We start from the raw sequence: 19,630 nt of genomic DNA, 5'->3' as shown, positions 1-19,630 counted from the left end.
AGACGGTCCTTGCGATATATTTAGATGTCTAAATATATGGAACCGGATTACGTCATCCATCTCCTTTCCCGAACCAGGGACAGGATCCAAAAATTCCTAGCAAAGGAATTGGAAAGGCAAGGAATCGAGGATCTATCTCCGGCTCACGCAGGAGTGATATACGTTTTGAGCCGGAGAGGAATAACGGCAATGAGCGATTTGGCGTCCGTCTTGGACAGAACGAATGCGACCATAACCGTCCTCTTGGACAAACTGGAGGAATTCGGATACGTAACCAGAACGAAATTCGAAGAGGACGGAAGGGTTACCACGGCGGAACTGACCGGTAAAGGCAAAAAAAGCGTTCGAAAAGTAATATCAGCTTCTCGTAATACTTTAGATAAATTGTACGGAAGCTTGGAAGAATCGGAAAAAAAGGAATTTCTCCGTATCTTAACCAAAATTTACGGAAATTTTCAGGCCTAAGATCAGGAAGAGAATAGAAACGGTAGAAGCGATTAATATTTAGACGTCTAAATAAATACGCAGGAGGAAATCTATGTCGTTCAGAAACAAAACCGTAGTAATCACGGGCTCGGCGAGAGGAATAGGAAAGGAAATCGGAAAGAGATTCGCGAAGGAAGGATGCGTCGTTTTCATTTCCGACCTAAAGGAAGAAGATTGCGAGGGAACCGCGGAGGAAGTTCGACAAGAAACCGGCGGAAATATTTTTTGGCGAACCTGCGACGTCCGTTCCAAGGAGGAAATCGCGGCCCTGGCGGAATTTGCCTTAGAGCGTACGGGAGGATTGCATATTTGGATCAATAATGCCGGCACGGTAGAGGACGACCTTCTCCTACGGATGAGCGAAGAAAAATGGGATCGAGTGCAGGATGTCTGTCTAAAGGGCGCCTTCTTCGGAACCCAAATCGCAGCAAAAGCGATGTTAAAGGCCAAAAAAGGAAGGATCGTCAATATAGGTTCCGTCTCCGGCTTTTATGGGAACGGAGGACAAAGCAACTACTCTTCCGCAAAGGCTGCGTTATTCGCTCTAACGAAATCTTCGGCCAGGGAATTGGCATCCCGAAACATCACAGTCAATTGTGTCGCTTCCGGATTTATCGACAACGGATTTGCGTCCAAGCTGACGGAAGAGGTCCGACGGTCCATTCTGGATTCCATTCCTCTGAAAATCGACCGAAACCCGGAAGAAGCGATCGCCTCCGCCGTGTGTTTTTTAGCATCCGACGAAGCGGACTGGATCACGGGCGCGACGCTACGTGTAGACGGAGGAATGATGATCGGATTTTAAATTTCGGTCAGATCCCTTGCGCCCGAAAGCGGTATCGGCTCGATCAGAATTCGCATGGACAGAAGGCAGTTCGCATAATGATCCAGAAAAAGTTCGGAGGCGATCCGGGCCGCCTCCTTGAGATAGGAGTTGATTCGATCCGAGATCTTGAATTCCAATCCGAAATTCTCGAAACAGGAAAGGATTCTGGAACGCCCTCGACTTCCCCAATCCATCGCATCCGCATTGGATAAAAAATAGGTCATGGAGGAAAAAGTATCGTTTTCCAGATCTTTTTCCAAGTCCTGATAATCGTTCAGAAGTCTCCATGCGATACCGAAGGCTTCGTACATTTTCAATACCGACTCGGCCTGTTCCCGAGTCATGAACGAGCGCGCCAACAGATACGGTTGCAGGCTGCAAGTGGCCATTCGGAGGCGGAACCTGTCCAGATATGCCTCCAGAGTCTCCATGTAAGAATCGTCGCGCACGGAATTGAAGTACCGGTCTACGAAGTCGTCGCGAACCGAAATTCCTCCATGAATCTCTTTCGCGAATAACCTCCCCGCCTGTGAATAACGCTCCCAAGTCTGGGTACGCAATTGTAACAAGGAATGAGTAGTCTTTAAGGATTGGTCCACCAAGTGGTCGTCCAAAGAATATAGGAGAAGAGCCGATGAATGGGATTGTATTAAAAGCTCCAGCAAAGGATCGTCCCAGTCCAGAGACTGGGCATTTTCGTTGATCCAATACAGGATCGTATAGCAAGGACTATAATACTTTTTGAAATAATCGAAACCGCTATCCGTCGTACTATCAGAATACTTGTACAAAAAATGTAACGTCTCAGACCTGATCGCCGGAGGAAGTTCATAGCAAAGATTTAAGACCGCTTCGTTCAGAAGCTTGTGAAATTCCGCCTCCTCTCTTGACTCTTCGAAATTGCCGAAATCAAGTCTTCGCATAGACCACAATATACGACGAAATGCTATAATTTTGACAATTTTTTTCTTGCAAGAATCGTATTTTTTTAAATAATAATATGCGAATCGAGTACTAGAAGTAGAATCCTAGTAGGATCTGTATTTGAGCTCCATATCCGCTCTGCCTACTTTTCCCTTCCTTATCCGGCTCCGTCCATAATTGTTGGAATTGAGTCGGATCCCATATCGCACTCGTATAATATGCTCCCCGATTCACGTGATAATCCTGTTTCAAATACAGTAATATGTTTCCGCCGAAGTGTACAAAAAAGGAGGATCCGAAGAGATATCGAAGTCCCGCTCCCGCAGATAGGAAAGGCCTTTTCTGATTTAGATTCCAATCGTGTTCCTGGACGGAGACATACGGGAACCAGATTTCCCTTTTTCTCTGTTTTTCCGAAAACGATTCTAAACCGGCGCCGAACGCAAAAAAATACGGATTCGAGAACGGGAACCATTCGAATTGTAGACCGGTCTGCCTTTGGATCCTTTCGTGTTGGGTTAACGTAAAGGTTCCGCTGAGATTGGCGGGAACTAGATTCATTTTCAGATCGAATCTTTGGAGGGAACTCTGTTCCTGCATTTGAAGGGAAAGCGCGAATCTTCCGGAGATCTGAACCCCTATGCCTCCCCAAACGAAGCCGTCGGCACCGATTCCTCCGATAAAAAACCGATTCGCCGCCCTTCTTTCCGCTTGAGCCGAATGTATGGGAAGAGAAGCCGGATCCAAAGTGCGAAGGGATTTGGAAGCGTCATCCGCGTCCTGAGACTTTCCGAACAAAGAACCGGATAAGAAAACAGCAACAAGAAACGGAAAAACAATTGCAGGAATCTTCATACTTTCTTCGGAATTCTTTCAGGAATTCTTTTCCATTCTCCAGACCTGCCGAACCTTTTCGTTCCTAAAATCCTCAGGATGAGTTTCTTTGGTCAAGTCCCTCTGATTTTCCCACAAGACCGAATCCGGCTCCATTTTGAATTTTCGGAAGTTCGTGGAAAAATAAAGCGCAGCTCGATCGGAGGTGAAGTCCTTGAAGATCGAATTCAACAAGAAAGAATAATCTTTTTGAACTTCGAAAACGTCCCTCATCTTTTTACTATTGGAGAACGTAGGAGGATCCACTACGATCAGATCGAACTTCTCCCGATTCGGATTCACTCGTTCCCGCTTCAACCATTCGCTTACGTCTTCCCGCAGAAAGGAATGTTTGTCGGAATCTAATCCGTTGAGCCGGAAATTCTCCTCCGACCAATCCAAATAGGTTCTGGAAAGATCGACGCTGGTTACTTTTGCCGCTCCGCCGGATGCGGCATAAACGGAAAAGGATCCCGTATAAGAGTAAAGGTTCAGCACATTCTTTCCCGCGCTCTCCCTCCTCACTAGTTCCCGAGTAAATCGATGGTCCAAAAAAAGACCGGTATCTAAATAATCGCTCAGGTTGACTCGGAAGCGCAGGCCTCCTTCCCGAACGATCGCGGAGGCGGCCCTGTCCTCCAACTTTTCGTATTGGGAGATTCCTTTCTTAGGCTCCCTTTTTTTCCAAAAGAGTTTGTTCTCTCCGACGGAGAGGATTTCTAGAATGATGGACCGGAATTGCGTCCTTTCTTCTTCCCTTTGTTCTTCGGTAAGAGGGTACTCGTTGCTATATTCGGATACGAGGCAAAAATCCTCGTAGAGGTCTACAGAGATCGGAACCTGAGGAATATCCCGATCATAGATCCGGAAGCAGAAGATATTTCTTCTTTTTGCCCATTTTTTCCAATGCTTGGACATCCTTCCCAATCGATTGCGGAACATCTCCGGATGCTTCATCCGGGACAGAATCGAGGAACGGTCGGGAAAAGCCAACCAATCCTCTGAAAATCATTCGGATCAGCCGTGTTCCCAGACGAATTCTTTGACCTTTTCCGTAACGGAATCCGGAAAGATCCTTTGGACCCAATGGTTGGCATCCAAACGGAACTCCCGGTAGGAGTCGCAGACTTCTCTATGAGTTTTATAACACTCGGGGCGGATCGCAAAATCTTTGACCGGAATCAGTACCTGGACCGGAGGACGGATCCGTTTCGGAACGGGAAACCTTTCTCCTCGCAACATTTCTCTGTACAGATTGATCGGCAAAACTGCTGAAGATAGGATCTCTTCTTCGGTTTTGGAACGGAGCGAATCCTCTTTGGGAACCCCGCCCAAATTCATGGCCATCTTCCAGAGAAACTTAGGGAAAAATCTCCAGCACCATTCCGGCAAAAAAGGAATCTGAAAGAAAAGAACGTACCAAGATCTGCGGGCCTGAGACAAAGCCTTAAACATCGAAACCGGATTCAAGGAAAAGAAGAGCCGGAACATGCCTCGTTGGGCCAAAACAGGATGAGGTCCTCCCATGGCCGTATAAGATTTGATCAGATGGGAATATTCCTCACTGCCCACAAACGCCCAGCAGATCAAAGCGCCCCAATCGTGCGCGACCAAGTGAACCGGTTTGCCTCCTCCTAAAAAAAGGATCACTTCCTTGAGGTCCTCGAAGATCCGTCTTACGTTATACTCTTTTTGTTTTTTAGGCTTGGAGGAAAGCCCGGCGCCTCGCAAATCCAATGCGGCAACGTTATATTCTTTGCATAACGCATCCAACTGATAGGACCATGTTCTGTGATCGTCCGGATATCCGTGAACGAACAGGACTGTGGGCCGATTTTTCCGTTCCGCCGAAGTTCCGTTGTACTTTAAAAAAAGCGAAACTTCTCCGTTTACAATCCGAGTCTCCCGAAAGGATCCACTTTCAGGAGCGAGAAAAGAGGAACTTTTTTTTAATCCGGGCTTGGTTCCTGTACGATTCATATTACGATACCTTTTGTCCCAGACGCTCCATGGCTCTCAGGAATCCGGGAGACAAACGAGTTAAAAAACGGATCATCTTGGAGGTAAACCCCGGGAACACATGCAGTTTTTTCTTTTCCATTCCCCGTACGATCGCTCTCACCACCATGGAAGGACTGTCCACGATCGCTTTGGGAACCTCTTTCCGTTCTTGCCCGCCGAACTGTTCGGATTTCAGAATGTTCGTGTCGGCAAAGAAAGGATAGACGTTCGTGGTGTACACTCCCTTTTGACGATAACCTGAATCCAATGCTTCTCCCAAGGCACGGATTCCGAATTTTGAAACGGAATAATAGACCAACTCTCCCGGCGAAGTGATTCCGGCGACGGAAGAAAGATTCACGATATGCCCGTATTTTCTTTCCAACATGGCAGGCAGAAAAAGGCGGGAAAGATAAATGGGCGCGTAGAGATTCACGTCCAGAATCAACTTCCATTTTTCCATGGGAACGTCCAAGAGGCGCCCCATAAACGCTAATCCGGCATTGTTGACGAGTATGTCTATCTTCGGATCGATCTTGGTCGCATCCTTGTAGGCTTTATTGCAACCGGCTTCCGAACTCAAGTCGGCGGCAAGACTTCCCAGAATCCTGCCTTTGGCCGCTTTGCCGCCCAGATAAGTTTCGGGTTTCGTATCGGGCGCCTTCATGTCCGTCAGGATGAGATAGGCTCCCTTTTCCAGAAGTTGCTTCGTCAGTTCTTTACCGAAACCTCCGTTGGCTCCGGTAATCAATATATGTTTTTCGCGCAGATTGCTCATGCAGTTTCCTTGTATCTATGTTCCGGGGCTTCAAAAATCGCTCTGCTCAATTCCAGATTGTTCTCCTGATCCGGATGGAAGCCGGGTTTGAGGTATCGGAAGAAAGCAGCGAGCCAATGAAAGAATACCTTTTCGTCCACGAAAATGAAACGGAACGCGTCTCTTCTCGTTTTCCATTTAAACGTCAATCCATCCTGCCATAAAAGGATTTCGGCTCCGACAAACGTGAGCGGCCAGAATACGATCGTAGCCGCCAAAAAGCCGAAAATCCTCCGAAAATAGCTCCCTCCCACATCCAGTAACACGTCGAACGCCGCAGATTTATGCTCGATTTCCTCCGCAGCATGCCACTCCCATAGGCGTTTCATTTCAGGCTCCGCACGATCCAGTACCTTCGTCTTTAAGCCAATGGTGGCGATCAGGGAAGTATAATGTTCCGCTCCCGCAGTGGCGGAAAGACACATTCTCGCGGAGCCTACCTTCTCCATGAATTTGAAACAAAGTGCGTTGAAAAAATTCACGAATCCTTTGATTTTATAACCCTGATCCTCCAGAATTTTCCAGGTTTTTTTGTGCTCTCCAGCATGCTGGGCCTCCTGTCCGAGGAACGCATTCGCGTTTCTTAACACTCTAGGATCTTTGATTGCCGGCAGAAACTTCTGGATGCTCCGGATAAAGAACCTTTCCCCGTCCGGAAAGAATAAGGTCCATGTATTCATAATATGGGTTTTATAGGCGGAACCGTCTAGCCAATGTTTACTGGTTCCGTCTTTTGAAAATTCGAACCTCGGTTTTCGGACAGGATAAAAATTAAAATCTTTGCTTTGTAATACCGGATTGTGATTCATAAGTTGACCGCCTGTTTCGTTTTTTCCCGCATTTTTCGCTTTCTCCCTTTTTAAGCCGGAACCTTGATTTTTTTTCCGGATTTGGATTTCTGGGATTTCGATTCCTTTTTGCCCGGATGAGTCTTCTTCCAGCCTCGAACATGGGGTAAGTCTTCGTCCAACCAGTAGGCCGTGGAATCCGTAACCACCAGAATTTCCTCCCATTTTACTCCGAAAGATGCGGTAGAGTTTCGCCCGGAATAGATCTTTCCGATATGAGGTTCTACCGCCCAGAGACCGGGCTCCGCTCGGTATTCGGATCGTTCTCCCCAAAGAGGAGAATGTTTGGAATTCCAAGGGAGTCTTGCGGTCGCCATCTGCGGAAGTAGATAAGCGAAAGTTTGGAGAGGAAAACCGTAGAACCTTCCTCCAGGAAGATTGTAAGCGGGAAGTCTCCCCACTTTGTGTCCGAGTACTCCTTCCGGATAGACGGCGTGGCAGTTTACATAACCTGCGTCATGGATCATCTCGTCCACTTCCCGATAAATTTCACCTAATGTTCGTTCGGCGAAAACTCCCCGCAGGATCGATTCACGGTACACTTCCAGAGACGCCATCGCCCTTTCGTGTTCTTCGTTTTTACCGAAACAAAAGGAATATCCGATATCCGCCGACCTGCCTTCGAACGAAGGGGCCACGTCCAAAATCACAGCCATCCCTTCTTCCAATCTTCGCCCGGACGGTTGAAAATCTCCGCCGAAATGAGGAAGGATTCCTTCTCCCTTCCCGAGATGCCGGAAGGAAAGAGGACGTTTGAATCCGCGAAAGGCGGTCCTATCTCCGAACCACGCGAATCCGTAATGGAAAAAAGAGGATCCTCCTTCTTCACGGATCGCAGCATCGATTCTTTTCGCGGCTTCCTTTTCCGTGATCCCGGGACTTAGAGTTTTGCGAACGGATTCCACCGCCCTATAAGCAAGCGCCTGGACTTGACGATAAGCGGCCAGTTCGGACGCGGAATATGTTTCCCGTGACATGGATTCCTCCTCTCATTTTCAGTGGGGAGGTTTTATTCTAACCGGTATGTAAAAAAGAATCGTCCGATCTTATGAATTGAGACCCTTTTTTCTCCATTCTTGCGGGGTCATTCCGGAGATTTTCAAAAACTGGGCATTAAACGTGGATTTAGAATTGAACCCGACTTCATATCCGATGGAAAGGATGGTCCGTTCTTCCTCCTCCACCAAAAGAGTTTTCGCTTCTTCGATCCGAAAACCGTTTACGAACTCGTTGAAATTTTTTCCGAATGTCTCGTTTAAAATCCGGGAAAGCTGGTGCGGAGTGAGAAGCAATCTTTGGGCTAGATCCTGAATCTTTAAAGCCTCTTCCCGATAGGCGTTTTCCTTTTCCATCAACTCCAATAATCTTGCCTTTACGGCATCCAGATCGACGCCTCCTAGCTGGGTTCTCTCATATCTTTTTTGTTGGATCTCGGATTTTAAAGAGACGAAGAAATTGGGGTGTCGGGAAGAAAACAGAAAAATCAATACGATTCCGAGGGTTTGGAAACTGGCTCCGACGGCCAGTAGCTCTTTACTCTTCAAAAAATAACCAAGCCAACAGAGTTCGATGGTCGCAAAAATCACCACTAAAATGCTGTATACAAAGGAGGATAACGGTATCTCTGTTTCCTTGGAAACCTTTAAGAAAAGAATCCAAAGCAATACGGAATACACGGTCTGGTGGATGAATCCTAAAACGGAAACGAAGGTAAGAAAATCCACCTTGCTTCCCTGAATGGCATTGGAGACGGCCTCCCTACGGAATTCCGTCGGAAGGAAAAGAATGGTAAGACATTCTCCAAAAAGTACGATGAAAGCGGGGAGAAAATGAGGTCCGATCGAGATCTCCCGATCAAGCGCAAATTGGACCATATTGCGGGAAACGAAGAGAAGCGCCGGTCCGATGGCCCAAACCGAAGGGAAAAAAAAGATCCAGAGCCAGGTTTTTTCCAGAGACTCCGGAATTAAAGTCAGCCCCAATCGACTTTCCACGGAGGCGAGTAGCAACGCCAAAAAAAACATTCCTCCCGGCAGGAAGGACTCCCGTTTTTTAACCCCTTCCATAAATGCCAGAAGCAAGGAAAGAGCCGTTCCGAATTGGATCCAAAATTGTAAAAAGAAGGACGAACCGATCATCGATAAGCTGCCAGTCGGCTAGGAAACAAGAAACTTCCCTGCGCGTTTTGTCCAGCGAAAGGCAAAATTCACGCAGGGTCTCCGAAGGAAGGTTGACTCGTCCGACGAGTCGGCTTTTCCTATCGGTATGAGCGACTTCGTAGAATTGAAAGTCGGGGACCAAGTCCACCGACTTCCCTTAGTAATCGGTACCGACGGAAAGAAAGGGATAGATATTCGTGAATTGCACGATAAGACCGGACTGACTTCCTTCGACCCCGGATTTTTCAATACGGCCTATGCACAGAGTAAGATTTCCCGTCGGGATCCGGATACGGGAGACCTGCATTATAGGGGATACGATGTCGCCGAACTCGTGCACTACTCCACCTTCGTAGAAACCAGTTACCTCCTGATCTACGGGGAGCTCCCGGATGAAAAACAACTGAAGGAATTTTCCACAAAACTTTCCAAGCACAGTTTGATCCACGAGGACATGATCAATCTCTTCGACGGATTTCCGGGCAAAGGACATCCTTTGGCGATCCTGTCCGTCATGGTATCCTCCCTTTCCAGCTACTACCAAAACGAGTACGAGGAATATCTAGATAAGGGAATCGACCAAGCTGCGAGACTTTTGGCAAAGATCCGTACCATCGCGGCTTTCTCCTATAAGAAGATGATCGGTCAGCCTTTCGTGTATCCGGTGGACAGACACCCGTATTGCACGAATTTTCTGTACATGCTTTTTTCCCTGCCTTCCGTAAAATACCAACCGACGGAAGACCACGACAGGATCCTGAACCAACTCTGGATCCTGTATGCCGATCACGAGCAGAACGTATCCAACACAACCGTGCAACTGATCGGATCCACCCAAGCCAATATATTCGCCTCCGTGTCTTCGGCCATCAACGCTCTCTGGGGATCCAGGGAAGGAGGTCGACAAGTCGCCGCCGTGGAATTGATCGAAGACATCATCAAATCCAAACTGCCTGCGGCGGATTACCTGGAAAAATTCAAGACGGGAAAGGGCCATTTCCATTCCACCGCGTTCGGGCACGACGCATACAAGGCCAAGAGCAAACGGTCCATCGTGGCGCAGAAACTGTTCTCCGATTTTTATAAGCAAAAAAAATTGGATCCCATCGCGGAAGTCGCCCTACAAGTCGACGAATATCTAAGTAAGGATTCCTATTTTCTGGAAAAGAATCTGTATCCGAATTTGGAATTCTATAGCGCAGTGCTATTTCATAGTTTAGGAATTCCGAAAGAACTATTTACCGCGATGCAGGTCATCGGAAAACTTCCGGGTTGGATGGCGCACTGGAGAGAGCAACGACTTGCCGGAAACCATTGGAAAGTACGTCCGCGGCAAATCTATACGGGCCAAACTCCCAGAAAGTACAAACAGATTTTGGAAAGATAAAAAAAACCGGTCCTGTCTCCAGGGCCGGCTTGAATAGGTTTCAATTCTGTAAGTCCGTCTAGTTAGACCGATTTTTATCGGACAAAGCTTTCAGGAAATATACGATCGAGTCGATTTCCTGTGCAGAAAGCTCTTTTCCTAACTGAATGTGTGCCATTTTCTTAACTGCATCCTGCAAAGTCGCCACTTTTCCGTCATGAAAATAGGGGGCAGTCAAGGCAACGTTTCTTAGGGAAGGCACTTTGAATACATACAGATCGGATTGGTTTTTTGTAACCGAAAGCCGGCCCTTGTCCGTAGTGTTTTCATACGGATGGACCTGTCCCAGTTTACGGAAGGAATTTCCTCCCAAAAGCGGACCGTTATGGCATTGGATGCAACCCGTGGCGATGAAGGTTTCCAACCCCTTTTGCTCGTCGGAATTGAGAGCCCGGTAGTTTCCATTCTGGAATTCGTCAAAACGGTCTTTCGTAATCAGAGTTCTTTCGAAGGCGGCAATGGCAGCGGCTAGGTTGTCATAGGTGATTTTCTTTTCCTCTTTCGGAAAGGCCTTTGCGAACAATTCCACGTATTCCGGAATCTCGGAGAGTTTCTTTTCCACAGCAGCTTCCGAAGGCATAGCCATTTCTACGGGATTTAAAATCGGCCCTTTTGCTTGCGCCTTGAGGTCGGTCGCCCTTCCGTCCCAGAATTGAGCCACATGGAATCCTGCATTCAAAGACGTAGGAGAATTTCGATCCCCGTTTTTACCATGAGCGCCAGGGGAAGTAGGCAGATTGTCCACCCCGGCCGCTTTCCCGGTGACATTGTGACAAGAGCTACAGGCCTGGGAATCGTTCCCGGAAAGTCTTTTTTCAAAGTACAGTTTCTCTCCTAAGGCAATCAATTCCGGAGTATCATGAGAAGACCCAGGCATTTTGGCAGGAATTGTACCAAAATTCCGTTTTGCATCTTCGACCAACAATTTTGTCTTTTCCGACGGTCCACAAGAAACGATGGCAGCTAGGAAAAACGCGACCATCGCGATCAATTTATTTCGTTCCATCTTATTATCCCAAGTTTAGAATAATTCTAATATTATAGACTCTCTACAGCATTCGCTTTCCGGCAAGTCTTTTTCACATCGAAAAATCCGGGTCCAAAATCAGGAAGTTCCTATAGACAGAGCCGAAAAAGGAAAAGCGAGTCTTAATCGAGAGCAAATTCGATTTTTTCCAAAGGAACCCGAAGTTCGAACTCCAACCTTCCTTTTTCATTCAAGAGAACATAACGTCCTTGTAATTTTTCGGTTCTCGCGCGTATCTCCGAAATAGCTTGTCCGAAGGGATCTTCTCCCGTGACTTCGAATCCTCCCTGGGAAATCCTGAGCAGGGCCGATTTTTTTTCTTTTCCCCAGAATAGATGAACGGTATCGGCAGATTCCTTTCTCAGGATCTCTCGGACCACCACAGAAAAGATTCGATGAACGTGGAGGCATTGGTCTATGCGCATCTCCTCGGACACATCTCGGATCTCCGAATCGACGGAAGGAAACTCCGAACGGTTTCGGGAAAAGTTCCGGAATTCCTGTTCTATCAAATCAGCCTTACTTCCCTGATAATTCATCAAGAACACGATGTCCCGCACGCTGGTCCTGGCCTCGCTCATTTCGCTTTTCAAACGGCTAAAGGAGCGATCGTTTTTTTCCCGGCTCTCCAACTCGGAAAGAAGGGAATTCCAATCCGAATCCATACTTCGATTAATTTCCAGGACAGCTTCGGCCTTTTCGTCCACGGAATGCTTTAGCTGTTCGTTATATTTTACCTGGAGGTCCGCAAAATCCTTGGAACCTTCCAAGTCCTCCGTAAATCGAGCAGAGATGAGATAGGAATTGAAAACGATAAAGGCCACTAACGCGATCGGAAAGCTATAGGGAAAAAGAACGTAAACTTCAAACAGACCGTAAGATACATCGTTAATCATTGCGGCGGCGAGAATCAGGGAAGAAAGAAAGACTTTCTTGGCTCGCTTTTCCCCAGCCCTCCAAGCGTTTACAATCCCGAAGAACAGGATTGCGCTGTAAATCGGCGGGAAATATATGAAGTACGAATAGAGTACGATCACGTCCACTTCGCTTAAAACCGGTATGCAAGCGATAAAAATCCCGGACGTCGCGATGGAGAATAGCATCCACTTCTGCCCGAATTGCTTCGGGAAGGTCTCCCTTAGCGTGAAGTATAAGATGGGGAAGAAAGAAACCACACAAAAAAATTCCATCCGAACGCGAAGGTCCGGAGAAAGTTCCGAAATTAAGGAATATTGAATATTCGAAGTTATAAAAGAATAAAAGGAAACTAAAAAGCAGAGCGCGGAAAAATACGCCGGAACGAGATCCTTTTTATAAGAGGCAAAAAATACGAAATGATAGAGCGCGATCGCAAAAATGACGCATACCAGAATCGTCTCGCGAAATCCTTCGTGGAGCGACGATCGAAACAGAGTGTTGGCTCCTCCGACTAGAAATTCGTTGCGTATCCCTCCTTTCCGGTAATTTCCCCTGTAATTGGAAATGTTTACGATCAAATCCACTTCCCGCTCCAGAATAGGAATGTTCCGGATCACGGGTTGTGCGATAAAAACCGTGCTGGCGGGATCCGTTCCGTTGATTCCGTTCGCGAAAATCTTCCTGTTTCCCAGATAAACGGAGTACACTCCCTGGAGCCGGGGAATCTTCAGCACGAGGCTGCGCTGGTCTCCGTTCAGTTTTAGATGAAGTCTGTAGGAAGCATGGCCGAGCAAAGGATAGTGCTTCGGATAATCCCGCCAAACGCCGGGTACCGGAACGTATTCGGAGGAGGTCGTCCATCCCGTTTCCGGGGAATACAATTCCCCCCATTTGAATTCCCACTCTCCGTTCAGAGGAATCACGTTCCCCCAAAGGTTGGCATGACTTAGGTCCATTTCTCCTTTTTGAGCCTTTACTTTCGAACTGTCGCTTCTGGAGTCCGCACAAGACAAACAGCAAATGAAGAGCAACAGTAAGGGAAAGATTTTTCGCAAAGGTTCGTTTTTCCGCCAAAAAGAAAATGAACTCACGGACCTAGTCCATGCCGAAAATCGGAGAAGGCAAATTAAAATTTCCTTTTTTAAAATCCAACGGGAATCTTGAAAACGGAAAAAACATGATTTTCGGAATTTGTACCGGATCGCAGAAATAGATCTCTATCTAGGAGGTAATTCCGCTTTTTTTCGGGCTCTTTCTACTTTGAACGCGATTCCTTGGGCGTTGATTTTTGCGTCAAAGGAAAGAAACATCCGTTCCTTGTCTCCGTAAGAAATTCCGCATTGGCGCACTCGGTCTTCCAAAAAGGAAAGTACTCTAGTTTCACAAAATCCGATTAAAGACTCACCTTCTAGATCCGTTTTTCCGGCAGAAATTAGAATATGATTCATAACCGCCAAGCCTTCCTTCATTTGTTCGGCGCCTCCCCGCATGTCCGGCCAAACTCCGAAATGCGTTAGATACGCTTTCTTTGCTTTCGTATTCAGAATCTTGTCTATGGAAGATATTGCCTCCTCCGGATCGAAATCCGTAGGGGTCGTGGACGGATATAACAGAGGCTCCTTTCCGTTCCGGAAAATTCCGTAACCTATCCCGAAGGTATCTCCGGTGAAAATCCCTTCCGTCAAAGAATCGTATATGCAAAAATGATGATTTGCATGCCCTCTTGTATGGATGAATTTTAAAGTGCGACTTCCCCAGGACAATTCCTCTCCGTCGCTCATGGTTCTGACCGATGTTTCCGGTACGGGAACGATTTTACCGTACAACTTATAAAAGGCCTCTTCCCCGTATACTTGGATGGAACTTTTGATCAACCGATCCGGCTGGATGAGATGAGGGGCCGCCTTCGGATGGGCTAGCACCTTCGCGTTCGGACAATGCTTCAGCAATTCTCCCGTTCCTCCCGCGTGGTCCAGGTGAACGTGAGTGATGATGATATAGTCCACAGCTTCTCTTTTCAGACCTTGCCGATCCAAGGCCTCCAAAAGTTTGGGCACTGCGTGCGTCGTATTGTTCTCCACAAAGGCGGCTCGGTCCCCTTCGCGAACCAAATACGCGCAGGCCAAACCCTCTTCGATATATCCGCAATCGATCGCCTGAACCGTTTCGAGCATAATAGATACCGTCCCGTTTTTATGGCACGGAATCTAAATAACGTCTACCGCAAAATAGGTCACGTCGTCAGGCAACCGAATCCCGGCAAACTCGCGGAGAGAGGATAAGATCATTTCATTCAGATTCCGTGGGCTACGATCGAAAGAGTCCCGAAGAAGATCCAGAAGTCTGCCCTCTCCGAACATTTCCCGCCCGGAGTTCAATGCTTCGGTGATGCCATCCGTGTAAAAGAAGAATCTGTCCCCTTTCCGCAATTCCTGTCTCCAGGTTCCTAAGCGAATTTCCTTCCTCCATCCCAAGATCGGTCCTCTTCCCTCTAAAAAGACCGGAACGGAAAGAGGATCGCGCATCAATATCGGAGCGGGATGTCCCGCCAAGGAATAGCTGATTTGTCCGGTCTTCGTATCGAAAAGAGCCGCTACCGCCGTGATGAAATTCTTTTCGACGACCGGCACCATGCGGGAATTCAGAGAAGCCAGAAGTTCCGCAGGCTCCGGGTGTTTCGGTGCCAATTCTAAAAAACTGATCTTCAACATGGACGCGATCAGGGCGGCCGAAATCCCGTGTCCCGCCACGTCGCATAACAAAAATTGCACCTGACCGTCCCCGTAATCATGGAAGTCGAAATAGTCCCCTCCGATCTTTTCCATAGGAACATAGACCGAATTCACGCTCAGTCCTCCGATCTGACCGTCCAATCCGGGAATCAATCTGGACTGTAAACCTCCCGCAACCAGAAATTCCTCGTTCAGAATCTTATACTGCCTTTCGAGTTCCTGGGTTCTGCTTTGAACGAGAGTTTCCAGAGAATCGTTGAGTCTTTTTAGATCGGATCTTGCTCTCGCGTTTTGAACCGAAATCCCCATAATTCCGGAGAACAAAAAGACCAAAAGACCGTATTGGGAAAAGAATTCGTTCTTTCCGGTCAATAGATCGATCGCTATGTCCGTCAGGCCTAGAACGGCAGCGAACAATGCACCTAACAGAACCAAGGTGGCCTCGGCGCTTTTTCGGAACTGGGACGCGAGAACTCCGATCAGGACCGGAATCTTAAGCCCGAGAAGAGCCTCCCATCCGTAAACCAGCAAAATCCGAGTATCCGGATCGAATCCTAACATTTGCAACACGCTTAACAGAAAATCGCCGCCTAATATCAGTTTGGCGGGGATTCCGAGTTTTCTCTCGAACATGGAATATACGAATAGGAAAAGAAACGAGGGAAAGAGGGTTTGGCAGACATAAAATACCCTTTCCACCAATTCGAAGGAAAATCCCATGTAATGGACCTTGTTCAGCAAGGCCCCCCGCCACCCTACGAAGATGATCGCGGATAGAGCTAGGAACAAGCTAGCGTCCGAATATCGATTCAGCAGGTAAGCGATCGCTTGCTGGACGAAGATGCCTAAAAATAGAACTGCGATTACGACCTGAAACAGATCCTCATAGATCAGATCTTCCTTGATGGAATCGTAATCTCCGATCTTAGGAACGCTGCGAAACATTCCGCAAAGCAGTCTAGTCTCCCGGCAAGCGATTCGGACTTCCAAACTGTTTTTGCCCGCTCGGATCAGGTCCGTCGGAATCGGGTACAACCGAGGGCGAAACCAGTCCGGTCGGTACGGATCCAGGCTCCCGGTCTCTCCGATCCATACTCCGTTCCAGTATACTTGGTCTACGGATTGGATTCGGTCTAAGTATACTCCTTGCGTATAGCCTGGAACGACTTCGGGGTATTCGATTTCTATCTTATATGTCCCTTGGATCGGAGTTGCGTATCCTTGGGATACTAGGTTCTCTCCGACTCGAACCGGAAGAACGGCACCCGTCTCCGCCGACTCGAAAGTCCACCCTTCGGAGAGCGTGCGTTTTGCAACGGAAGCCTCCGCGTAAAGGGAGAAGACGAAAAGGAGATAGACCCCGATCACTTTTAACATGGCAATTCGGCTGCGAAGGCTAATCAATATACGACCGATTGCAAGGCTTTTTCCTCTCTAGATCCGGTTCTAGAAAACCGATCCAACCTGGGGGATTTCCTTTTCAAATCTTTGGTCCAAGTATTCGGAAGGAATAAAACCGAGAGCCTCTTGTAAGAGTCGAGGCTCCGGATTACGATGCATCTTTTCCGTAAGTAAGCGCCGGTAAAGCCTGGCGCCCCGCACTTCGTGAAAAGCGCCGAGAAGATGCCTCAGAATACGACTCGGCTTTTCTCCTTCTTCCGTTCGTTTAGCAACGTACTCGGTCATAGCGTCGAATACCTCTCTCCTCGTTTTAGGGGAATCCGTTTCTCCGAAAAAGATCCGATCCGCATTCGCGAATAGGAAGGGGTTTTCGTACGCCGCTCTACCGATCATGACCCCGTCGATTCCGGACAAATGGTCCGAGGCAGAATCCAAGGTCTTGATTCCTCCGTTTAGTTCGATTAACAAATCAGGATAAGATCTTTTTATTTCGTACACGTCCTCGTATCGCAAAGGGGGAACGGTTCGATTCTGCGCCGGACTCAATCCTTCCAATATGGCGATTCTCGCATGAACGGTAATTCTCTTCGCCCCCGCTTCGGAAACGGTACGGACGAAATCAGACAAATCCTCTAAACGATCTTTCCCCGGAATACCGATCCTGCATTTGACAGTGATCGGAATTCGAGTCGCAGAATCCATCGCGGCTACACATTCCGCGACTCTTTCCGGAGTCCCCATCAGGCAGGCTCCGAAATTTCCTTCCTGGACCTTATCGCTAGGACATCCTACATTCAGATTGATTTCGGAGTAACCGTATTCTCCCCCGATCCGCGCGCATTCGGCCAAGTGCTCCGGATGATCCCCTCCTAGTTGTAGAACGACCGGGGTTTCGGTCGGATGGAAGGAAAGATGACGATGCTTGTCTCCTCTTAAGATGGCGCCGGTCGTAACCATTTCGGTGTAGAGAAGAGTCCTCTTCGTAATCAACCGCAGGAAATATCTAAAATGACGATCCGTCCAGTCCATCATCGGAGCTACGGAAATTGCATACGGTTTCGGTTGTTTGCTCATCGAATCAGGACCTCCTTCTAAAATACGATTTTCCGAATTCGATCTGAAAGTCAAGCCCCTAGAAATCGGCTTGGTTTGAACGGAAGCCGGAAGATCTTTGTCCATAAGGCGACAAAAGTCGCCGGTGTCAGAGGGGAAAAACCGGCGTGATCGAATGGAAAGATAACGGAACACCGGTCTCGACCGAGTTTGACGATATCTATTTTTCTCCCCAAAACGGTTTGGAGGAAACCAAGCACGTTTTCTTATCCGGGAACAGGCTTTATGAGCGATGGACGGAAGGTCCTTTTTCGGAGAAAAAAAGTTTCTGTATTTTGGAAATAGGCTTCGGAACCGGTCTGAACTTTCTTGCAACCTGGCAGCTCTGGAAGGAAACGAAAAGAAAAAATCCTTACTCCTTACTTCGGTTCGTAAGCTACGAACTCTTTCCTTTGACCTCCGAAGAGATCGACACCGCTATCTCGAATTTTCCCGAGCTAACGTCTTATCTCGAAATTTTCCTGAAGCAATACTCGGCACTGGTTCCAGGTTGCAATCATTTTCTTTTCGAAACGGAGGGTGTGGCTCTCGATCTCTGGATCGGAGACGCCAGAGAATGCCTTCCCGAAAGTTCGGGTAAGTTCGACGCATTCTTCCTGGACGGTTTTGCTCCTTCCAAAAATCCGGAACTCTGGGGTCCGGAGATTTCGAAACACTTTTCGACCATGGCGCTTCAGGATTCCACCTTTGCCACTTTTACCGTAGCGAGAACGGTCAAGGACTCGATGGAATCCGCAGGATTCGAAATTCGTAAAATACCTGGCTATGGTAAAAAAAGGGAAATGTTGGCGGGTACTTTTTCGAAGGAACCGAAAGAGCCCGAAGGATTTCCGTTTCATCGGAATTATCCGGGAGGAAAGCCTCCGGAAAAAGTGATTATCGTCGGAGCCGGACTTGCCGGAGCGGGAATCGCCCGAGCTTTTGCTTTACGAGGCATACAAGTTTCCGTATGGGACGATGCCCCTCCTTCCCGCGCGTCCTCCATTCCGAAAGCGATCTCCCATCCTCATTTGACCAAGTTTCCCAGTCCGGCGAGCCTCTGGACTCTCCGCGGATTTTCCCATTCTCTTCGAAGATATCCGGATTTATTACCCGAGAAAGCCTATGAGATTGTGGGAACCCTGCAATTTCCGGGAATGGAAATGAGCTGGGACAGGATGATAGAAGGAATCCGGTCCCATAATCTCTCGAAAGAAATCGTCGAGCCGGAGGAAAATACGAATGCAAAAACTCCGGATCTTAGAAAAGAAACGAGAGGAGTTTTTTATCCTAAGGGTTTTTGGACGGAAACTCCCGAATTTGTCTCCAGTCTATTAGAACATCCGAATGTGTTTCGGGTAAATGCCAAGGTTTCTCGCCTGGAACGTTCGGGAAATTCTTGGAGGGTTTTCCGCGAAGACGGAGAAACCGAGGATGTTGATTGCGTGATTTTGGCGAATTCCTCAGGTATACAACCCTTGTTAGAAAATCTTTTGGGAGAATCTCTTTTTCTTTTGTCCAAAGTCCGCGGACAGCTCCTGGAATTATCCTCCGGAATGCCGGACGGCTCGGATCCTATTTTGATAGGAGAACATTATCTTACGCCTTCCAAAAAAGGAGTCCGGGTCTTGGGATCCACTTTCGACGAATTCGATGCGGATCCGGAACCGAGAGAAAAGGACAGGGACAAACTCTTGGATTATGCGGAAAAACTTTTTACGGAAGGCGGCTGGAAAGCGGGAAAATACGAAATCAAACGCCAATTCGTCGGTTTCCGCTCCCAGACCAAGGATAGATTTCCCGTGCTAGGCGAAATTCTGGAACCGAAGGAATTCAGAAGATCGTATACCGGTTCGGCTCTGCCGAAAAACAAAAATAAAACGGTTCTTCCTGTCGAACCGTTACGAGGGTTATTCGTATTCGGAGGTCTCGGGTCGAGGGGAGTACTTTCCTCCTTAATCGGAGGGGAAACCTTGGCCTCGATCGTTTTAGGCGAGCCTCTACCTATAGAAAATAGCTTGTACTCGGCGTTGCATCCTTCCAGATTCTTATATAGGGAGATCCGTAAAAAGGACGTCGGAAAGGAGAAAGCGTAAAAAC

The 19,630-nt window shown here is 47.8% G+C and carries 17 protein-coding genes; 4 read left to right on the top strand and 13 right to left on the bottom strand.

Translation table 11 applies throughout. From position 1 onward, the window contains the following. The first annotated feature begins 24 nt into the window (after nucleotides 1–24). Both EHO60_RS14685 and EHO60_RS14680 read left to right on the top strand, forming a co-directional pair. Nucleotides 25–465 carry a MarR family winged helix-turn-helix transcriptional regulator gene (locus EHO60_RS14685; RefSeq protein ID WP_342776003.1) on the top strand — a complete coding sequence of 147 codons (441 nt, stop codon included), beginning with the start codon at nucleotides 25–27 and terminating at the stop codon, nucleotides 463–465. A gap of 73 nt (nucleotides 466–538) precedes the next feature. Continuing rightward, a complete protein-coding gene (locus tag EHO60_RS14680; protein WP_135768966.1) occupies nucleotides 539–1,291 on the top strand; it encodes an SDR family NAD(P)-dependent oxidoreductase in 753 nt (250 codons plus the stop codon). Here EHO60_RS14680 and EHO60_RS14675 read toward each other — a convergent pair. From EHO60_RS14675 to EHO60_RS14640, 8 genes are all read right to left on the bottom strand, one after another. Then, nucleotides 1,288–2,235 (bottom strand): hypothetical protein, encoded by a 948-nt coding sequence (locus EHO60_RS14675; RefSeq protein ID WP_135768965.1) that lies wholly within the window; start codon nucleotides 2,233–2,235, stop codon nucleotides 1,288–1,290. The genes EHO60_RS14680 and EHO60_RS14675 overlap by 4 nt on opposite strands. 91 nt (nucleotides 2,236–2,326) lie before the next feature. Further along, complete coding sequence (locus EHO60_RS14670) at nucleotides 2,327–3,091, bottom strand: hypothetical protein (protein WP_135768964.1); 765 nt, start codon at nucleotides 3,089–3,091, stop codon at nucleotides 2,327–2,329. 18 nt (nucleotides 3,092–3,109) lie between these two features. After that, nucleotides 3,110–4,066 carry a class I SAM-dependent methyltransferase gene (locus EHO60_RS14665; RefSeq protein ID WP_135768987.1) on the bottom strand — a complete coding sequence of 319 codons (957 nt, stop codon included), beginning with the start codon at nucleotides 4,064–4,066 and terminating at the stop codon, nucleotides 3,110–3,112. Nucleotides 4,067–4,126: 60 nt separating this feature from the next. Continuing rightward, complete coding sequence (locus tag EHO60_RS14660) at nucleotides 4,127–5,089, bottom strand: alpha/beta fold hydrolase (RefSeq protein ID WP_135768963.1); 963 nt, start codon at nucleotides 5,087–5,089, stop codon at nucleotides 4,127–4,129. Between the two features lies 1 nt (nucleotide 5,090). Next, nucleotides 5,091–5,888 carry an SDR family NAD(P)-dependent oxidoreductase gene (locus EHO60_RS14655; protein ID WP_135768962.1) on the bottom strand — a complete coding sequence of 266 codons (798 nt, stop codon included), beginning with the start codon at nucleotides 5,886–5,888 and terminating at the stop codon, nucleotides 5,091–5,093. Then, the gene (locus tag EHO60_RS14650) at nucleotides 5,885–6,736 is read right to left on the bottom strand and encodes a metal-dependent hydrolase (protein ID WP_135768961.1); all 852 of its coding nucleotides are present in this window, start codon (nucleotides 6,734–6,736) and stop codon (nucleotides 5,885–5,887) included. Before EHO60_RS14650 ends, EHO60_RS14655 begins: the two co-directional genes overlap by 4 nt. A 50-nt stretch (nucleotides 6,737–6,786) precedes the next feature. Next, entirely contained in the window at nucleotides 6,787–7,752 is a 966-nt protein-coding gene (locus tag EHO60_RS14645; RefSeq protein WP_135768960.1) for a M24 family metallopeptidase, read from the bottom strand. A gap of 69 nt (nucleotides 7,753–7,821) precedes the next feature. Further along, a complete protein-coding gene (locus EHO60_RS14640; RefSeq protein WP_135768959.1) occupies nucleotides 7,822–8,913 on the bottom strand; it encodes a helix-turn-helix domain-containing protein in 1,092 nt (363 codons plus the stop codon). A 127-nt stretch (nucleotides 8,914–9,040) separates the two neighbouring features. Between EHO60_RS14640 and EHO60_RS14635 the strand changes: the two genes are divergently transcribed. After that, nucleotides 9,041–10,321 (top strand): citrate/2-methylcitrate synthase, encoded by a 1,281-nt coding sequence (locus EHO60_RS14635; protein ID WP_135768958.1) that lies wholly within the window; start codon nucleotides 9,041–9,043, stop codon nucleotides 10,319–10,321. Nucleotides 10,322–10,379: 58 nt separating this feature from the next. On the opposite strand, the gene EHO60_RS14630 is transcribed toward EHO60_RS14635, so the two are convergent. The 5 genes from EHO60_RS14630 to dusA form a co-directional block, all read right to left on the bottom strand. Next, on the bottom strand, nucleotides 10,380–11,366 hold the full coding sequence (locus EHO60_RS14630; protein WP_135768957.1) for a cytochrome-c peroxidase: 987 nt from the start codon (nucleotides 11,364–11,366) through the stop codon (nucleotides 10,380–10,382). 143 nt (nucleotides 11,367–11,509) lie between these two features. Then, entirely contained in the window at nucleotides 11,510–13,261 is a 1,752-nt protein-coding gene (locus tag EHO60_RS14625; RefSeq protein ID WP_135768956.1) for a 7TM-DISM domain-containing protein, read from the bottom strand. 261 nt (nucleotides 13,262–13,522) lie between these two features. After that, a complete protein-coding gene (locus EHO60_RS14620; RefSeq protein ID WP_135768955.1) occupies nucleotides 13,523–14,479 on the bottom strand; it encodes an MBL fold metallo-hydrolase in 957 nt (318 codons plus the stop codon). A 33-nt stretch (nucleotides 14,480–14,512) separates the two neighbouring features. After that, complete coding sequence (locus tag EHO60_RS14615; protein ID WP_135768954.1) at nucleotides 14,513–16,414, bottom strand: PP2C family protein-serine/threonine phosphatase; 1,902 nt, start codon at nucleotides 16,412–16,414, stop codon at nucleotides 14,513–14,515. 69 nt (nucleotides 16,415–16,483) lie between these two features. Beyond that, entirely contained in the window at nucleotides 16,484–17,512 is a 1,029-nt protein-coding gene (gene dusA / locus EHO60_RS14610) for a tRNA dihydrouridine(20/20a) synthase DusA (RefSeq protein ID WP_135768953.1), read from the bottom strand. Between the two features lie 146 nt (nucleotides 17,513–17,658). Between dusA and mnmC the strand changes: the two genes are divergently transcribed. Further along, entirely contained in the window at nucleotides 17,659–19,626 is a 1,968-nt protein-coding gene (gene mnmC, locus EHO60_RS14605; RefSeq protein ID WP_135768952.1) for a bifunctional tRNA (5-methylaminomethyl-2-thiouridine)(34)-methyltransferase MnmC2/FAD-dependent 5-carboxymethylaminomethyl-2-thiouridine(34) oxidoreductase MnmC1, read from the top strand. Nucleotides 19,627–19,630: the final 4 nt, after the last annotated feature.

Source organism: Leptospira fletcheri (assembly GCF_004769195.1).
Taxonomy (GTDB): domain Bacteria; phylum Spirochaetota; class Leptospiria; order Leptospirales; family Leptospiraceae; genus Leptospira_B; species Leptospira_B fletcheri.
This window is presented reverse-complemented; position numbering and strand designations above follow the sequence as displayed.